The sequence below is a fragment of the Pseudomonas sp. IPO3747 genome (assembly GCF_013385245.1).
Classification (GTDB): domain Bacteria; phylum Pseudomonadota; class Gammaproteobacteria; order Pseudomonadales; family Pseudomonadaceae; genus Aquipseudomonas; species Aquipseudomonas edaphica.
The window spans coordinates 51,689-69,850 of the sequence record NZ_JACAQL010000004.1 but is presented as its reverse complement, the minus strand read 5'-3'; the positions used below and the strand labels follow the sequence as shown (position 1 = coordinate 69,850).

Here is an 18,162-nt window from a genome sequence, read left to right as displayed (position 1 = left end):
ACCGAGTGTCCGGTTTTAGGGCCGCTTCGCGCCCCAACGCAGGGCAAGCCTGCTCGCCACATATCTCTACAGCTTCACACCCTGCGTGCAAACGTATCGCTATGGCTGCCCGACACCTTGCGGCAATGCACCAGCGCATCACGAATCATGAAGTTCACCAGGGTTGGCGATACGCCCAACTCCTTGGCGATGTCCTTTTGCGGCACGCCGTGCAGACGGTACATCTCGAACGCATAGCGGGTGCGCTGGGGCAACTCCGTCAGGGCGTCAGCGATGTTTTCCAGGGTGTTGAAGTTGATATGCGAAGTTTCCGGTGAAGCGCCGTGAATGACCACATTCAAGCCTTCCTCTTCCGTCCCCGAATATTTGAGCTCCAGGGCCTGCTTGCGGTAGTGGTCGATCGCCAGGTTGCGCACGATCTGGAACAGATAACTCAATTGAGCCTTGAACGACGAGGTGATGGTCGGCGCTGATTGCAGCCGAAAGTAGGCGTCCTGCACGACGTCTTCGGCGCGCGAGCGGCAACCGGTAATCCGGGCGGCGATCTTCACCAAAATAAGTCGATTGTCGACGAATGCCTGCAAAAGGGGTGAGTCGCACCTGCCTGTGGATACTTGTTCCGTCATGGAAATCACCTTGTCGCGAAAGAGTTAGGGGAGGGCGTCCTTGCTGAGGCCTCCTACACATCGGGCAACAAATTATGCTTAATGATAATGATTGTCAAATGAGAAGACGAACTAATCTTATGCTTTCTTGTTCGCTGTGAACTACGCCTCCCTCGCTCCCGGCGACTAATTATTTGCCCGGGCCGTCCGTTCTTCTGGGTGACAGGCCCGTTAGCCAACGGCCAAGGATCAGCACCCGCAGGAGGGCGAAATGGGTTTTTATCGTGCAGGCAGCGTTTTTCAGTTTGGAGACCGCGATCAATGAGCGTTTCCACGCGATTGCGCCTGTTCTGCCTGCCCTATTCGGGGGCCAGCGCGATGGTCTATGCACGCTGGCGCCGGGCTCTGCCTGACTGGTTGCAGGTGTGCCCGCTGGAATTGCCGGGTCGCGGCATGCGCATGGATGAGCCGTTGCAGCGCGATATCAAAACCTTGGCCGCGCAGCTTGCCGACGAGATCGGTCGTGACCTGGGCAGCCCCTATGCCTTGTTCGGCCACAGCCTGGGCGGCCTGCTGGCATTTGAACTGGCGCATGCACTGAAGGCACGCAATCTGCCTGCGCCGCTGGCGTTATTTGCTTCGGGTACCGCCGGCCCGGCGCGCCGCGATGTGAGCGAATACGCCATCGAAAAGACCGATGAACAACTGATCGCCCGCCTGCGCGAACTGCAGGGCACCGCCGAAGAGGCGCTGGCCAACCCGGAATTGATGCAGTTGATGCTGCCGATTCTGCGCGCCGACTTCCTGCTGTGCGGCAGCTTCACCTATGGCGAGCGCGCGCCACTGGGCATGCCGATCCATGTGTTTGGCGGCAAGCAGGACAGTGTGCGCGCCGACCAGTTGCTCGACTGGCAACTGGATGCCGCCAGCGGCTTCTCCCTGGATATGTTCGACGGCCACCACTTCTTCCTCGTGCAGCACGAAAGCGCGGTGCTGCGCTGCTTGCGCCGCTATGCCGACGAGCACTTGGCCCGCTGGCGCAATGATGCGGCGCGCCAACTGGCTGCCGTTTAGCACGGCCCTAATTCCCGATTTTCCCGTAAGCCGATTTCAGGCAGGAACCCCATGATGGACGCCTTCGAACTTCCCCGCACCCTGGTCCAGTCCCTTCAACACCGCGCCGCGCAGACCCCGGACCAGGTGGCCCTGCGCTTCCTGGCCGAATCCGCCGCCGACAGCGTTGTGCTCAGTTACCGCGACCTAGACCAGCGCGCCCGCACCATCGCCGCCGCCTTGCAGGCCAATGCGGCATTGGGCGACCGTGCGGTGCTGTTGTTCCCCAGCGGCCCGGATTACGTCGCGGCGTTCTTTGGTTGCCTGTACGCTGGGGTCATCGCGGTGCCGGCCTATCCGCCGGAGTCGACCAAGCGCCATCATCAGGAGCGGCTGCTGTCGATCATCAGCGATGCCGAGCCGCGCCTGCTGCTGACCATCGCCTGCCTCGCCGACGGCCTGGCGCAGATCGAGAACGCGCCGCCGGTATTGAGCGTCGATACCCTGCAGAGCGCTGGCAATTGGGTCGAGCCCGCGCTGCAAGCGGACGACATCGCCTTCCTGCAATACACCTCCGGCTCCACCGCGCTACCCAAGGGCGTGCAAGTCAGCCACGGCAACCTGGTGGCCAACGAAGTGCTGATCCGTCGCGGCTTCGGCATTGATCTGCACCCGGATGATGTAATCGTCAGCTGGCTGCCGCTGTACCACGACATGGGCCTGATCGGCGGCTTGCTGCAACCGATCTTCAGTGGCGTGCCCTGTGTGTTGATGTCGCCGGCGTACTTCCTCGGCCGCCCATTGCGCTGGCTGGAAGCGATCAGCGAATACGGTGGCACCATCAGCGGCGGGCCGGATTTCGCCTATCGCCTGTGCAGCGAGCGGGTCAGTGAAACCGCGCTGGAACGCCTGGATTTGAGCAAGTGGCGCGTGGCGTATTCGGGCTCCGAGCCGATCCGCCTCGACACCCTGGAACGTTTCGCCGAGAAGTTTGCCGTTTGTGGTTTCACCTCGAATAATTTCTTCGCCTCCTACGGGCTGGCCGAGGCGACGTTGTTTGTCGCCGGTGGCACCCGTGGTCAAGGCATCCCCGCGTTGCGTGTGGATGAACAGGCGCTGGCCGCCAACCGCGCTGAACCGGGGCAGGGCAGCGCGATCATGAGTTGCGGCACGAGCCAGCCGGAACACGCGGTGCTGATCGCCGATCCGCACACCCTCACCGAATTGCCCGACAACCGTGTCGGCGAACTCTGGGCCGCCGGCCCCAGCATCGCCCACGGCTACTGGCGCAACCCCGAGGCCAGCGCCAAAACCTTTGTACAACACGCGGGGCGCACCTGGCTGCGCACCGGCGACCTGGGCTTTATCCGCGACGGCGAGGTGTACATCACCGGTCGCCTCAAAGACCTGCTGATCGTGCGCGGCCACAACCTGTATCCGCAGGACATCGAGCAGACCGTCGAGCGCGAAGTCGAAGTGGTGCGCAAGGGTCGGGTAGCGGCGTTTGCCGTGAATCACCAAGGCCTGGAAGGCATCGGCATCGCCGCAGAAATCAGCCGCAGCGTGCAGAAAATCCTGCCGCCGGAGGCCTTGATCAAGGCGATTCGCCAGGCGGTGGCCGAGGCTTATCAAGAAGCCCCGAGCGTGGTGGTACTGCTCAACCCCGGTGGCTTGCCCAAGACCTCCAGCGGCAAGGTGCAGCGTTCGGCGTGCGCGCTTCGTTATGCCGATGGCAGCCTCGACAGCTATGCGCAGTTCCCGAGTCTGCAAGCCCAGGCCAGTGATGCGCTGCTTGAATCCGAGCTGCAAAAACAGATTGCAGCGATCTGGTGCGAGCAGTTGCAGGTCGCAACCGTGGCGGCCGATGACCACTTCTTCCTGCTCGGCGGCAACTCCATCACCGCCACCCAGGTGGTCGCGCGCCTGCGTGAAAGCCTGGGCCTGGAGCTGAACCTGCGCCTGCTGTTCGAGGCGCCGACGCTTTCGGCGTTCGCCGCCAATGTGGCGCAATTGCAGCAAGACGGCGGCGTTGCCCAAGGCGCGATCCAGGCCTTGTCACGCCAGGCAGACTTGCCGCAATCCCTGGCACAGAACCGCCTGTGGATCACCTGGCAACTGGACCCGCACAGCAGCGCCTACACCATCCCCGGCGCCCTGCGGTTGCGCGGCGAGCTGGACGAAGATGCCGTGCGCACGAGCTTCCAGCAGTTGATCCAGCGCCACGAAGCCCTGCGCACGCGCTTCTATGAACGCGATGGCCAAGCCTTCCAGCGCGTCGAGGCCAACACCGGTTTCGAGCTGCAAGTGATCGACCTCAGCGACCTGCCAAGCGCCGAACGCGAAGCCCGCGCGCAGCAGATCCGCGAAGACGAAGCGCGCACCCGGTTCGACCTGGAAAAAGGCCCGTTGCTGTGGGTGACGCTGGTGCGCCTGGACGATGAAGATCACCAACTGCTGGTGACCTTGCATCACATCATCGCCGACGGTTGGTCGCTGAACATTCTGATCGACGAATTCTCGCGTCTGTATGCCGCCGCAACCCAAGGCCAAACCCTGGAACTGCCGCCACTGGCCCTGCAATACGCCGACTACGGCAGTTGGCAGCGTCAATGGCTGGCCGAAGGCGAAGGCCAGCGGCAATTGGCCTATTGGCAGGCGCAATTGGGTGATGAGCACCCGGCCCTGAGCCTGGCCACCGACCATCCACGCGCTGCGCAGCACACCCACAGTGCCTCGCGCCATAGCGTGCGCTTGAACGCAGCGCTCAGCGAAGCCATTTGCCATGCCGCTCAAGCCCATGAGTCCACACCGTTCATGTTGTTGCTGGCGGCGTTCCAGAGCCTGCTCTACCGCTACAGCGGCCAGCGCGATATCCGTATCGGCGTGCCCAACGCCAATCGCCCACGCCAGGAAACCCAAGGCCTGATTGGCTTCTTCATCAACACCTTGGTGTTGCGCGTTGAGCTGGACGGGCGCCTGCCATTCAATCAGCTGTTGGCTGCCACGCGCCAGGCTGCGCTGGGCGCTCAGGCTCACCAGGACCTGCCCTTCGAACAATTGCTGGAAGCCTTCCCCCAGGCCCGCGAACAAGGCCTGTTCCAGGTTATGTTCAACCACCAGCAGCGCGACTTGAGCGCCTTGCGCCGCTTGCCGGGCATGCTTGCCGATGAGCTGCCATGGCACAGTCGCGAAGCCAAGTTCGACCTGCAACTGCACACTGAAGAAGACCGCAACGGGCGTTTGAGCCTGGCGTTCGACTACGCCGATGAGCTGTTCGACAGCGCGACCATCCAGCGCCTCGCCGAGCACTTCATCAACCTGCTGCACGCGGTGTGCGAGCAGCCGGAGCACGCCATCGGCGACCTCAAGCTGATGCACACAGACGAGCAGCAGCCATGGAGCGAAGCCCCGTGTGCCCCGGCCCGGCAGTGGCTGCCCGAGCTGCTCAGCCAACAGATCTCTGACAACACCGCACTGGTCTGGCAAGGCGGCAGCCTGACCTTCGCCCAACTGCACACCCAGGCCAACCGCCTGGCCCACTACCTGCGTGACAAGGGCGTCGGCCCGGATGTGTGCGTGGCCATCGCCGCCGAGCGTTCGCCGCAGCTGCTGATCGGTCTGCTGGCAATCATCAAGGCCGGTGGCGCCTATGTGCCGCTCGATCCGGATTACCCCGCCGACCGCCTGGCCTACATGCTCAAGGACAGCGGCGTACACCTGTTGCTGAGCCAAACCGCAGTGCTTGAACTGCTGCCGGCCACCGAGGGCGTGTGCGTGATCGCCATGGACAGCCTGCACCTGGACAGCTGGCCGACCCAGGCGCCGGGCCTGCACTTGAATGGAGACAACCTCGCCTACGTGATCTACACCTCCGGCTCCACCGGCCAGCCCAAAGGCGTGGGCAATACCCATGCGGCCCTGGCCGAGCGCTTGCAGTGGATGCAGGCCACCTATCAACTCAACGACACCGATGTGCTGATGCAAAAGGCGCCGATCAGCTTTGACGTATCGGTGTGGGAGTGCTTCTGGCCACTGATCAGCGGCTGCCGCCTGGTGCTGGCCGGCCCTGGCGAACATCGCGATCCGCACCGCATTGCGCAGCTGGTACAGGAACACGGCGTGACCACGCTGCACTTTGTGCCGCCGCTGCTGCAGCTGTTTATCGATGAGCCGTTGGTGACTGAGTGCACCAGCCTGCGGCGTCTGTTCTCCGGCGGTGAAGCCTTGCCTGCCGAGCTGCGTAACCGCGTATTGGCGCAGCTGCCGGCGGTGCAACTGCACAACCGGTATGGCCCGACTGAAACCGCGATCAACGTGACCCACTGGCATTGCCAGGTTGCGGATGGCGAACGCTCGCCCATCGGCCGGCCGCTGGGCAATGTGATCTGCCGCGTGCTGGATGAGCAACTCAACCCATTACCGGCCGGTGTGCCGGGCGAACTGTGCATCGGCGGCATCGGCCTGGCGCGCGGTTATCTTGGTCGCGCCGGGCTGACCGCCGAGCGATTTGTGGCTGACCCGTTGGGCGCACCCGGCACACGCCTGTATCGCACCGGTGACCGTGTGCGTTGGGGCGCAGATGGCGTGCTCGAATACCTGGGCCGCCTTGATCAGCAGGTCAAGCTGCGTGGGTTCCGTGTGGAGCCTGAAGAAATCGAAGCACGGATGCTGGCGCTGGACGGCATCGCCCAAGCCGTGGTGCTGGTGCGTGATGCGCAGTTGATCGGTTACTACACCGCGCCTGCGAAGCTTACCGAGCAGGAGGTAAAAACCGCCCTGGCCGCCGAGCTGCCGGAGTACATGGTGCCCACCTTGCTGATGCGTCTGGACGCCATGCCCCTGAGCCCCAGCGGCAAACTCGACCGCCGCGCATTACCAGAGCCTGTGTGGCAAACCCGCGAGCACATCGAGCCTGCAACGCCGTTGCAGCAGCAGATTGCCGCGATCTGGCGCGAAGTGCTGGGCTTGCCACGTATCGGCCTGCGCGACGACTTTTTTGCCCTCGGCGGCCACTCGTTGCTGGCCACGCAAATCATCTCCCGCACCCGTCAGGCCTGCGACGTCGAGTTGCCGTTGCGCAGCCTGTTCGAAGCCAGCGAGCTGGGTGCGTTTGCCGAGCAAGTGGGCGCGATCCAGGCTTCGGGCCAACGCAATCAGCAAACCGCTATCGCCCGGGTCGACCGCAGCGCGCGGGTGCCGCTGTCTTATTCCCAGCAGCGCATGTGGTTCCTCTGGCAGATGGAGCCCGACAGCCCGGCCTACAACGTCGGTGGCATGGCGCGTCTGTGCGGCATACTGGATGTAGGGCGTTTTGAGGCGGCGTTGCAAGCCTTGATCATGCGTCACGAAACCCTGCGCACCACCTTCCCGAGCGTCGATGGCGTGGCGTACCAAAAGGTCTCACCGCAAACCGGTATGCGCATGGGCTGGCAGGATTTCTCCGCGCTCAATGAAACCGAGCGTCAGCAGCGCCTGCAAGATTTCGCCGATCAGGAAGCTCACACGCCGTTCAACCTGGAAACCGGGCCGCTGTTGCGGGCCTGCGTGGTCAAGGCCGGCGAGCAAGAGCACTACTTCGTGCTGACCCTGCACCATATCGTCACCGAAGGCTGGGCCATGGACATCTTCGCCCGTGAGCTCGGCGCGCTGTACGAGGCGTTTATCGACGAACGCGACTCGCCGCTGGCGCCGCTGGCGGTGCAATACCTCGACTACAGCGTGTGGCAGCGCCAGTGGCTGGAGGCTGGCGAGCGCCAACGCCAACTGGACTACTGGACTGCGCAACTGGGCCATGAGCATCCTTTGCTCGAACTGCCCGCCGACCGCCCACGGCCACCGGTGCAAAGCCATCAGGGCGAGTTGTACCGTTTTGATCTGAGCGATGACTTGGCCGCTCGCGTGCGCGCCTTTAACGCCGAACGTGGCCTGACGTTGTTCATGACCATGACCGCCACCCTGGCGGTGCTGCTCTACCGCTACAGCGGCCAGACCGACCTGCGCATCGGCGCGCCGGTGGCCAACCGCATTCGCCCGGAAAGCGAAGGGCTGATCGGCGCATTCCTCAACACCCAGGTGCTGCGTTGCCAGCTCAATGGGCAGATGAATGTGGCCGAGTTGTTAGAGCAGGTGCGCCATACCGTGATCGAAGGCCAGTCTCACCAGGACCTGCCATTCGATCATCTGGTGGAAGCCCTGCAACCATCGCGCAGCGCGGCATATAACCCGCTGTTCCAGGTGATGTGCAACGTGCAGCGCTGGGAATTCCAGCAGAGCCGCCAACTGGCGGGCATGACCGTCGAATACCTGGTCAACGATGCGCGGGCGACCAAGTTCGATCTCAACCTGGAAGTCACCGACCTCGACCATCGGCTGGGTTGCTGCCTGACCTACAGCACCGATCTGTTCGACGAGACGCGTATTGCGCGGATGGCCGCACATTGGAAAAACCTGTTGGAAGCGTTGATCGCCAACCCGCAACAGCGTCTGAGCGAGTTGCCCTTGCTGACGGCCACTGAGCAGCGCGCCTTGCAGAGCAGCCTGGGTATCGAGGCGGGTGAACACCGCCTGGATCAGTGCATTCACCCGCTGTTCAGCCAACAAGCATTGGCCCGCCCCGATGCAGCGGCGTTGACCTTTGCCGGGGTCACGCTCAGTTATCGCGAACTGGATGAGCGCGCCAACCGCCTGGCCTGGATGCTGCGTGAGCGCGGCGTTGGCCCGCAGGTGCGGGTCGGCCTGGCGCTGCCGCGCTCGCTGGAAATGGTCATCGGCCTGCTGGCGATCCTCAAGGCCGGCGGCGCTTATGTGCCGCTGGACCCGGAATACCCGCTCGACCGCCTGCACTACATGATTGAAGACAGTGGCATCGGCCTGCTGCTCAGTGATGCGGCGATGTTCGAAGCCCTCGGCGAATTGCCGGCGACGGTCGCGTGCTGGTGCCTGGAAGATGACTTGCCGGTGTTGGCCAATTACCCTGCCGCCGAGCCGCCCTTTATCAGCCTGCCGCAACATCAGGCGTACCTGATCTACACCTCCGGCTCCACTGGCAAGCCGAAGGGCGTGGTGGTGTCCCACGGCGAAATCGCCATGCATTGCCAGGCGGTGATCGAGCGCTTTGGCATGCGCGCGGATGATTGCGAGCTGCACTTCTACTCCATCAACTTCGACGCCGCCACCGAGCGTCTACTGGTGCCGCTGCTCAGCGGTGCGCAGGTGGTATTGCGCGCCCAAGGCCAATGGGATGCCGAAGAAATCTGCGCACTGATCCGTGCCCATGGCATCACTATCCTCGGCTTTACCCCAAGCTACGGCAGCCAATTGGCGCAATGGCTGGCGACCCGGCAACAGACTTTGCCGGTGCGCATGTGCATCACCGGCGGCGAGGCGCTGACCGGCGAACACTTGCAGCGGATTCGTGCGGTGTTCCAGCCCGAGCTATTTTTCAACGCCTATGGCCCGACCGAAACCGTGGTGATGCCGCTGGCCAGCCTGGCGCCGCACGTGTTGGAAGAAGGCGCCGCCAGCGTGCCGATCGGCAGCATCATCGGCGCTCGCGTGGCCTATATCCTCGATGCCGACCTGGCGCTGGTGCCCCAAGGCGCGACCGGTGAGTTGTATGTGGGCGGCGCCGGTCTGGCCCAGGGTTATCACGAACGTCCTGGCATGACGGCCGAGCGGTTTGTCGCCGATCCGTTTGCTGCCGATGGCGGCCGTTTGTACCGCACCGGCGACCTGGTGCGCCAACGCGCCGACGGCCTGGTGGAGTACCTGGGCCGTATCGACCATCAAGTGAAGATTCGCGGTTTCCGCATCGAGCTGGGTGAAATCGAAACGCGCCTGCTGGAGCACGCAGCCGTGCGCGAAGCAGTGGTGCTGGCGCTGGATTCACCCAGTGGTAAACAGCTGGCGGCGTATCTGGTCAGCGACGCCGACCCTGCCGCCTTGCGTGATGCACTCAAGGCGCACCTCAAGGCGCAACTGCCGGACTACATGGTGCCCGCGCACCTGATCGTGCTCGACAGCATGCCGCTGACCGCCAACGGCAAGCTCGACCGCCGCGCCTTGCCGCAGCCGGATCCTACGGCCAATCGCCAAACCTACGTGGCGCCACGCAATGAGTTGGAGCAAAGCCTGGCGGCCATTTGGTGCGCGGTGTTGAACGTGCAGCAAGTCGGCCTGGACGATAACTTCTTTGAGCTGGGCGGTGACTCGATCCTGTCGATCCAGGTGGTCAGCCGTGCGCGGCAGGCCGGGATTCATTTCAGCCCACGGGATTTGTTCCAGCACCAGACCGTGCAAACCCTGGCCGCCGTGGCTACGCGCTCCGAGCAAGTGACAGCCGAGCAGGGGCTGCTCACCGGCAGCTCGGGCCTGACGCCGATCCAGCATTGGTTCTTTGATACCGAGATCCCCAACCGTCAGCACTGGAACCAGGCATTGCTGCTCAAGCCGCTGCAATTGCTGGAGCCCCATCGCCTGGAGCAAGCACTGCTGGCGGTGCTGGAGCATCACGACGCCTTGCGCCTGAGCTTCTCCACGCGCGACGCACACTGGCATGCCGAGCACCTGGCCGTGCCCCAAGGCGGTGTGCTGATGCAGGCGCAAGTGCGCGATATGCAGGCCTGCACTGAGCTGTTCACTGACACCCAACGCAGCCTCGACCTTGAGCATGGCCCGCTGTTGCGCGCCTTGCTGGTGGACGGCCCGCAAGGCCAGCAACGCCTGCTGATTGTGATTCATCACCTGGTGGTAGACGGCGTGTCGTGGCGCGTACTGCTGGAGGACCTGCAAACGGTTTACCGCCAGTTGAGCGACGGCCAGTCCGTCAGCCTGCCCGCCAAGACCAGCGCATTGCGCGATTGGGCCGCGCGTCTGCGCGCTTATGCCGGCAGCGAATCCCTGCGCGAAGAGTTGAGCCTGTGGCAAGACCAACTGGCCGGTCCTGCGGTGGAATTGCCAGTGGCGCGTCCACAGGGTTCACTGCGCAATGGCGAGGCTGAGACCGTCAGCGTGCGCCTGGGTGCCGACCATACCCGACAGTTGCTGCAACAGGCGCCGAGCGCGTATCGCACCCAAGTCAACGACCTGCTGCTGACCGCCTTGGCCCGCGTGCTGTGCCGCTGGACGGGGCACGCCTCGACCTTGATCCAACTGGAAGGCCATGGCCGTGAAACCCTGTTCGATGAAATCGACCTGACCCGCAGCGTCGGCTGGTTCACCAGTGCTTACCCGTTGCGCCTGACACCGCAAGCCGGGCAGGGCGACTCGATCAAGGCCATCAAGGAACAACTGCGCGGCGTGCCGCACAAAGGCCTGGGTTATGGCGTGCTGCGTTACCTGGCGGACGATCAGTGCAAGCAGGCCATGGCCGCATTGCCAACGGCGCAGATCACCTTCAACTACCTCGGCCAGTTCGACCAGAGTTTCGGCGCCGATGCACTGTTCCACCCGCTGGATGAATCGGCGGGCCTGGCCCATGACCCGGATGCGCCGCTGCCCAACGAGCTGAGTGTCGACAGCCAAGTGTACGGCGGCGAATTGGTGCTGCGCTGGACCTTCAGCCGTGAGCGCCATGAGCCACAGACCATCCGTGAACTGGCGGATGGGTACTTGAGCGAGCTGCAAAGCCTGATCGCGCATTGCCTCAACGACGAGGCGGGTGGCCTTACGCCGTCCGACTTCCCGTTGGCGCACCTGACTCAATCGCAGCTCGACAGCCTGCCGGTGCCGGCAAACGTCATCGAAGACGTCTACCCGCTGACGCCAATGCAGGAAGGCCTGCTGCTGCACACCTTGCTGGAGCCGGGCACCGGCCTCTACTACATGCAGGACCGCTACCGCATCAACAGCGCCCTCGACCCCGAGCGTTTCGCCCAGGCCTGGCAGGCGGTGATCGCCCGGCATGAAGCCTTGCGTGCGTCGTTCTGCTGGAACGTCGGCGAGGACATGCTGCAGGTGATCCACAAGCCGGGCAGCACGCCGATTGAGTATCTGGATTGGAGCCATGACCCCGAAGCCGAGCAGGAGCCGCGCCTGCAAGCCTTACTGAAGGCCGAACGCGAGGCCGGTTTTGATCTGCTCAACCAGGCGCCGTTCCACCTGCGGCTGATCCGCGTGGGCGAGGCGCGCTACTGGTTCATGATGAGCAACCACCACATCCTGATCGATGCCTGGTGCCGCTCGTTGCTGATGAATGATTTCTTCGACATCTACATGGCCCTGGGCGAGGGCCGCGATGCGCAATTGGCCACGCCGCCGCGCTACCGCGATTACATCGCCTGGCTGCAACGCCAGAACCTCAATGAAGCGCGCCAGTGGTGGCAACAGAACCTGCAAGGGTTCGAGCGCACCACGCCGATCCCGAGCGACCGGCCATTCCTGCGTGAACACGCAGGCCACAGCGGCGGCATGGTGGTAGGCGATTGCTACACCCGCCTGGATGCCCGCGACGGTGCGCAATTGCGCGAATTGGCCCAGGCCCATCAACTCACCGTCAACACCTTCGCCCAAGCGGCGTGGGCCTTGGTGCTGCGGCGTTTGAGCGGTGATCGTGACGTGCTGTTTGGCGTCACCGTCGCCGGGCGGCCGGTGGAGATGCCCGAGATGCAACGCACTGTCGGCCTGTTCATCAACAGCATCGCGCTGCGGGTGAAACTGCCGGAAGACGACCAGACTTGCAGTGTGCGTCAGTGGCTGAGCGGCTTGCTCGACAGCAATATGCAACTGCGCGAATACGAATACCTGCCGCTGGTGACTATCCAGGAACACAGCGAATTGCCTAAAGGCCAGCCGCTGTTCGACAGCCTGTTCGTGTTTGAAAACGCACCGGTGGAAGTCTCGGTGCTGGACCGTGCGCAAAGCCTGAATGCCACCTCGGACTCCGGCCGCACCCACACCAACTTCCCGCTGACGGCCGTGTGTTATCCGGGCGATGACCTCGGCTTGCACCTGTCCTACGACCAGCGTTATTTCGATGAAACCACCGTGCAAGGCATGCTGGGCGAGTTCAAGCGCCTGCTGCTGGCGTTGGTGCAGGGCTTCCATGGCGACATGGCGGACTTGCCGCTGATCGGCGAGCAGGAGCGGGCGTTTCTGGTCGACGGCTGTAACCAGAGTGAGCATGACTACCCGCTGGAACGCAGCTATGTCGAGTTGTTCGAAGTGCAGGTGGCGCAACATCCGCAGCGCATCGCCGCCAGTTGCCTCGACCAGCAATGGACCTACGATGAATTGAACCGCCGCAGCAACGGCCTGGGCTACGCGCTGATCGAGGCCGGTGTCGGGCTGGATCAGCCGGTGGCGCTGCTGGCCGAGCGTAACCTGGATTTGCTCGGCATGATCATCGGCAGCTTCAAGGCCGGTGCCGGTTACCTGCCGCTGGACCCAGGCCTGCCAAGCCAGCGGCTGAACCGCATCATCGACCTGAGCCGCACACCGTTGCTGGTGTGCACCGAGGCGTGCCGCGAGCAGGCGATTGAATTGCTGGACGGCACTGACTGCCAGTTGCTGGTATGGGAAGAAGTGCCCGGCCGTGGCGAAAACCCCGGCATCTACAGCACGCCGGATAACCTCGCCTATGTGATCTACACCTCCGGCTCCACGGGGTTGCCCAAAGGTGTGATGGTGGAACAGCGCGGCATGCTCAATAACCAGTTGAGCAAGGTGCCGTATCTGCAACTGAGCGAGACAGATGTGATCGCGCAGACCGCTTCGCAGAGTTTCGATATTTCTGTGTGGCAGTTCCTCACCGCGCCGCTGTTTGGCGCGCGGGTGGATATTGTGCCGAACACCATCGCCCATGACCCGCAGGGTTTGTTGGCGCACGTGCAGGCCCAAGGTATTACCGTGCTGGAGAGCGTGCCGTCGCTGATCCAGGGCATGCTCGCTCAAGAACGCATGAGCCTGGACGACTTGCGCTGGATGCTGCCGACGGGTGAAGCCATGCCGCCGGAGCTGGCGCACCAGTGGTTGCTGCGTTACCCCGAGATCGGCTTGGTCAACGCTTATGGCCCGGCGGAGTGCTCGGATGATGTGGCGTTCTTCCGTGTTGACCTGGCGTCGACCCGTGGCACGTACCTGCCGATTGGCACGCCAACCGATAACAACCGCTTGTATCTGCTTGATGGTGCGCTGGCGCTGGTGCCGCAAGGTGCGGTGGGCGAGTTGTGTGTGGCAGGCACGGGCGTAGGGCGTGGTTATGTCAGCGACCCATTGCGCACCGCCCAGGTGTTTGTACCGAACCCGTTCGGCGCGCCGGGCGAGCGGCTATACCGCACCGGCGACCTGGCGCGTCGGCGCAGTGATGGTGTGCTGGAATATGTCGGGCGTATCGACCATCAGGTGAAGATTCGTGGTTACCGCATCGAACTGGGTGAAATCGAAGCGCGCCTGCATGAGCAGCCGGATGTGCGGGATGCGGCGGTGAGTGTGCAGGAAGGCGTCAACGGCAAGCATTTGGTGGGTTACCTGGTGGCGACGGATGCAGCGCTGAATCCAGGCGAGCGCCTGGACCGCATCAAGCAACGCCTGCGCGCGGAGCTGCCGGAATACATGGTGCCGCTGCACTGGTTATGGCTTGACCGCCTGCCGCTGAACGCCAACGGCAAGCTGGACCGCAACGCTCTGCCGGCCCTGGAGATTGGCCAGTTGCACAGTCAGGATTACCTGGCGCCACGCAACGAACTGGAAGCTACCCTGGCAGCGATTTGGGCTGAGGTGTTGAAGGTCGAAAGGGTAGGCGTGCAGGACAACTTCTTCGAGCTGGGGGGGCATTCATTGCTGGCCACGCAGATTGCTTCGCGGGTGCAGAAAACCCTGCAACGGGATGTGCCGCTGCGGGCGATGTTCGAATGCGGCACGGTGGCGGAGTTGGCCGAGTATATCGACGGCCTGGCGGCCAATGAGATCAGTGCAGAGAAGGTCGATCGGTTGAGTGATCTGATGGCGGAGCTGGAGGGTTTGTAACTGATCGTTCCCACGCTCTGCGTGTGAATGCAGCCCAGGACGCTCTGCGTCCCAAAGCGTGACGCAGAGCGTCACCTGAGGCATTCCCACGCAGAGCGTAGGGAACGATCTGATGGGCTATTTAGGGCCGAGAATCTTCACCAGCTTGTCCGGCGACGGCGCGCCTTGCTGTTGCTGCAAGCCACCCTTGTCATCCAGATAGAAAATCGCTGGCGTTGCCGACAGTTCCAGCTCTTCCATCAACTTCATGTTGGCATCGAGCTTGGCTTCGATATCCGCCGGAATCTTGTCCAATGCCTGCAATTTGCTGCCCTTGCCGGCGGCTTCGTGTTCTTCCAGGGCTTTTTGCGGGTCTTTGGCGGCCAGCAGCGCGGCGGATTTGCCTGGGCTGTCTTCGCGAATGATGCCGACCATGATGTGGCGCAATTGCACCTTGCCGGCCTTGACCCACGGGCGTGCCTGTTCCCAGAACATGTTGCAGTACGGGCAGTTGGGGTCACTGAACAGGTAGACGGTGCGCGGCGCGTTTTTGTCGCCGTCCTGGATCCAGTTGCTGTGTTCCATCTTGGCCCAGACTTCCTTGGCCATCGGCGCGTACACCAGTTTCTCCAGTGGCGCGTTGCTCAGGTCATTGCCCTGGGCGTCGTACAGGTTGCCGGCCAGCACACTTTTGCCGTCCGCGGTCAGGTACAGCGCCATGCCACGGTTCTGGTATTGCGCGGCGTAGCCGGTGAGGCCGCTGGGCGCGTCGAACTTGCCGAGGATCTTGGCACCCTTGGCTTCGATCTGTTTGATCGGCGCCGGCCAGTCTTCGGCCTGGGCCAGTGTGGCCGCAAGCGTCAGCGGCAGCAGGGTCAGCAGGTGGCGGAGTCTTGGCATGTCGGTTTCCTTGTGGCAGCAGGGGCAGTGTCGAAGGGTTCCATGGCTCGGGCCAGGCTGGCCTGGGACAACTCGCCCAGGTGGCTGTTGATCAGACGCCCATCGGCTTGGTAGAACAGGGTAGTCGGCAAGGCCATCGAACCCACGGCCTGGCCAAGGCGGCCACTCGCATCAAACAGCACGTTGTCGAGGGTCAGGCCCTGGGTGGCGAGAAAGGTGCTGACGCTTTGCATGCTTTCGGCCTGGTTGACGAACAGGAAGGTCACGTCCGGGCGTTGGTGTTGCGCACGCTCCAGCACCGGCATTTCACGGCGGCACGGCGGGCACCAGGTGGCCCAGAGGTTGATCACCAGCGGCCCGCCTTTGTAGTCGGCCAGTTGCACCACGTCGCCATTGGCGTTGCGCAAGGTAATGTCCGGCAATTGTGCGCCCTTGTCGTAGAGGCTCAGGGACACACTGGTCAGGCCCCAGAACACCAGGCCCGTGACTACCCCGGCACTCAGCGGTGTGCGCATGGCCGGGCGGCGCCAGCCGTAGAACACGGCGCCCAGCACCAGTGCAATCACGCCGGGCCAGGGCAGGAAGCCGCCGTCGCGCAGGTCGACTATCTGCAATGGGTCGTGGCTGTAGTCGCTCCAGTACATCAGTACAAAGCTTAAGCGTGCCACCAGCATGCCCAGCAAAAACAGGCTGAACAGCACCGATTCGGGGTTTTCACCGCCACGCTTGGCCACGCGCCAACCCACCAGCGTGGCGAGAATCAGCGCGCTGATCAGCAGGATGTGATTCAGGGCGATGGCGAACGTACCGATGGTCAGGGTCAGCATCAGCGCGCGTCTCGGGTTTGCGTCCAGCGTTGCAGGAAGGCGGCGGCATCCACTTCGCCGGTGATGCGTTGGGCGCGACGTTCTTCACCGTCCGGGCCGATCCACACGAAGCTCGGTGGCCCCGGCACCTTGTAGCGCCCGAGCAGCTCGCGGCTGGCGGCGTTGTCGGCGGTGACGTCCAGGCGCAACAGGCGCACGTCTTTAAGCGCGTCCATCACCTGGGGTTGGCCGAAAACTTGTTTTTCCATGATCTTGCATGACACGCACCAGTCGGCGTAGTAGTCCACCAGCACCCACTGGCCCTGGGCCTTGGCGCTGTCGAGCTGGCTTTGCAGCACGGCTGGGTCGTTGATGGTCATGAACGCATCGTGGGCGCTGGGTGCAGCGCCAACCTTGGAGCCGCTGTAAACCTTCAACGGTTGCCACAGGTCGTCACTGCCACCGGCCGCGCCCACTACCAGCAGCGCACCCCACAGGCCCAGCACCAGCGAGCCTGCGCCGAATACCTTGGCCGCCAGCCCGTATTCGCGGGCAAGTGTCCAGCCGCAGTAGGCCATCACCAGCGCCAAGGCGCCCCACAGGCCGAGCCACAGGCTTTCGCCGACCACCGGGCGGATCATCAGCACGGCAGTGCCGAGGAACAGGAAGCCGAAGATGCCCTTGAGCACGTTCATCCAGGTGCCCGGCTTGGGCAGGAAACGGTTGCCTACGGTCACCAGCAGCAACAGCGGAATACCGATGCCGATGCCCATGGCGAACAGGATCAGGCCGCCGTGCAGCGCGTTGCCGCTCTGGGCGATATACAGCAGGGCACCCGCCAGTGGCGCGGTCATGCACGGGCCGACCAACAGGCCGGACAGCGCACCGAGAATACCGGCGCCGACCAGGCTGCCACCGCTTTGCTGGCGGCTGACGTTGTCCAGGCGATCACGCAGGAAGGTCGGCAGTTGCAGTTCAAAGAAGCCGAACATCGGTAGGGCCAGGATCACAAACAGCGCGGCGAAGCTGCCAAGGATCCACGGCGTTTGCAGGAGGGCGGCAAGGTTGCCGCCCAGCAGCGCGGCCAGTACGCCGAGCGCCGCATACACCAGCGCCATGCACACCACATAGCTGCTGGCCAGGGCAAAGCCACGGCGGGGGCTGGCGCCGCTGCCGACCACCAAACCCGCGAGGATCGGCAGCATCGGCAGCGAGCACGGGGCAAATGCCAGCAGCAGGCCCAGGCCGAAGAACACCAGCAGGCTCCAACCCAGGCTGCGCTGTTGCAGGCCGCTGGCCAGGCTTTGGTCCTGGGCTTGTGCGGTCGCCGCAACAGCCGGGTTGCCGCCCAGGTCTACAGTGATCGATTGCGGCGGGTAGCACAGGCCGGCATCGGCGCAGCCCTGCCAGCCGAGCTTGAGCTGGCCGGTGGCGCCCGCCGGGATCTTCACTTCCAGGCCCTGGCGGTACACTTGCTGTTCGCCGAAGAATTCATCGCTGTGGGCTTCGCCTTGCGGCAGCACGGGTTTTTCCGCCAGCCCGTCGAACTTCATGCGTTGCTGATAAAGGTAATAACCATCGGCAATCTGCCAATACAGCTGGGTTTCGCCGCTTTCAAGGCGCTCGGAGGTAAAGGTGAACGCTTTGCCCACCGGCAGGAAGTCGGGTTTGCTCTCGAATGGATTGCCCGGCGCGGCCTGGGCGAACCCTGCGAATAACACCAGCAGAAAGGTAAACAGATACCGCATGGTCAAGCCTTAGTTTGATGCAAGTTAGGCACACAATGTGTGGCGTTGATTAACCGATGATTAACCGGGCGCTATTCTAAACTGAGCCTGCCGGTTTTCACGGCATAA

General features: G+C 63.3%; 6 protein-coding genes. 2 read left to right on the top strand and 4 right to left on the bottom strand.

What is annotated here, in order from left to right; all coding sequences use genetic code 11:
- Window positions 1–74: 74 nt before the first annotated feature.
- Window positions 75–626, bottom strand: a complete 552-nt coding sequence (locus HX790_RS07270) for an RNA polymerase factor sigma-70 (protein WP_005789991.1) — start codon at window positions 624–626, stop codon at window positions 75–77.
- A 300-nt stretch (window positions 627–926) separates the two neighbouring features.
- Here HX790_RS07270 and HX790_RS07265 point away from each other — a divergent pair, with 300 nt between their 5' ends.
- Together HX790_RS07265 and HX790_RS07260 are read left to right on the top strand one after the other, a co-directional pair.
- Entirely contained in the window at window positions 927–1,679 is a 753-nt protein-coding gene (locus tag HX790_RS07265) for a thioesterase II family protein (protein WP_176991391.1), read from the top strand.
- A 51-nt stretch (window positions 1,680–1,730) separates the two neighbouring features.
- Window positions 1,731–14,621, top strand: a complete 12,891-nt coding sequence (locus tag HX790_RS07260) for a non-ribosomal peptide synthetase (protein WP_176991390.1) — start codon at window positions 1,731–1,733, stop codon at window positions 14,619–14,621.
- Between the two features lie 117 nt (window positions 14,622–14,738).
- On the opposite strand, the gene dsbG is transcribed toward HX790_RS07260, so the two are convergent.
- The 3 genes from dsbG to dsbD are packed head-to-tail and all read right to left on the bottom strand — an operon-like array spanning window position 14,739 to window position 18,054.
- Window positions 14,739–15,500 (bottom strand): thiol:disulfide interchange protein DsbG, encoded by a 762-nt coding sequence (dsbG, locus tag HX790_RS07255; protein WP_017134984.1) that lies wholly within the window; start codon window positions 15,498–15,500, stop codon window positions 14,739–14,741.
- Entirely contained in the window at window positions 15,476–16,327 is an 852-nt protein-coding gene (locus tag HX790_RS07250; protein ID WP_017134985.1) for a TlpA disulfide reductase family protein, read from the bottom strand. The genes dsbG and HX790_RS07250 overlap by 25 nt, the downstream gene beginning before the upstream one ends.
- Complete coding sequence (dsbD, locus tag HX790_RS07245) at window positions 16,327–18,054, bottom strand: protein-disulfide reductase DsbD (RefSeq protein WP_169984801.1); 1,728 nt, start codon at window positions 18,052–18,054, stop codon at window positions 16,327–16,329. The genes HX790_RS07250 and dsbD overlap by 1 nt, the downstream gene beginning before the upstream one ends.
- Between the last annotated feature and the right edge of the window lie 108 nt (window positions 18,055–18,162).